This window comes from Actinomadura logoneensis (assembly GCF_003428695.1).
GTDB classification, from domain to species: domain Bacteria; phylum Actinomycetota; class Actinomycetes; order Streptosporangiales; family Streptosporangiaceae; genus Spirillospora; species Spirillospora logoneensis.
Window position 1 is genome coordinate 1 of the sequence record NZ_QURH01000451.1, and the last position, 1021, is coordinate 1021.

A 1021-nucleotide genomic window follows, 5' to 3' on the forward strand; every position below is an offset into this window, starting at 1 on the left:
CGGGCCGCAGGTCCGGCCCGACCATCGCGATGATCTCGGCGGGGGTGGGCCGGGCGCGCGGCGCGCGGGCCAGGCAGCCGCCGACCAGCTCGGCGAGCCCGGCCGGCAGCCCGGACGTGTCCGGGTCCTCGCCGAGGAGCTGGGCGACCAGCTCCAGGACCGTCCGCCCCGGGTAGGGGCCGTGCCCGGTCGCGGCGAACAGCAGGGTCGCGCCGAGCGAGTACACGTCGCTGGCGGGCGTGACGTCGCGGGTGCCGCGCGCCTGCTCGGGGGCCATGAACGCGGGCGTGCCGACGGTCGCGCGGCTGAGCGTCATCCCGGCGCCCTCGGCGGCGCGCGCCAGGCCGAAGTCGATGACGCGCGGGCCGTCCGCGGCGACCAGCACGTTGGACGGCTTCAGGTCGCGGTGCACCAGGCCCGCCGCGTGGATCGACTCCAGGGCCTCGGCGCACCCGGCGGCGAGCCAGCGCACCGCCCCGACCGGCAGCGGCCCCGCGGCCCGCACCAGCCGCTCCAGCGACGGCGCGGGGACGTAGGCGGTGGCGAACCACGGCACCGGCGCGTCCGCGTCGGCGGCGATCACCGGCGCGGTGTAGACGCCGCCGACCCGGCGGACCGCGCCGACCTCGCGCGCGAACCGCTCCCGGAAGTCGGGGTCGTCGGCGAGTCCGGCGTGCACGGTCTTGACCGCGACCAGCCGTCCCGCCGCGGACCGGCCGAGGTAGACCCGGCCCATCGAACCCGCGCCCAGGCGGGCCAGCAGCGGGTAGGGCCCGACCGTGCCCGGATCCCCGGCACCAAGGGGGTCGAGCGGGCCGGTGCTTGCGTCCATCGCGCCTCCCGGCAGCACCAGGGTCCCAGGGTGCGCAGACGGAGGTCACGGCGGGATACCGGCGGCCCGGCACGGCCGACTGCGGCCACGGCCGAACCGGCGGCGCGTCCGAGCCGTACGGCACCGGAGACGCCGGAGGCGCGGAGGAAGCAGACGAGACGCGGCGGCCGTCCCGGACCTGGTCCGGGA

At 78.8% G+C, this 1021-nt stretch carries 1 protein-coding gene; it reads right to left on the reverse strand.

Annotated features, from left to right (window positions below):
• On the reverse strand, window positions 1–832 hold an 832-nt coding region (locus tag DZF91_RS23250; RefSeq protein WP_147341300.1), incomplete at its 3' end, for a serine/threonine-protein kinase.
• Between the last annotated feature and the right edge of the window lie 189 nt (window positions 833–1021).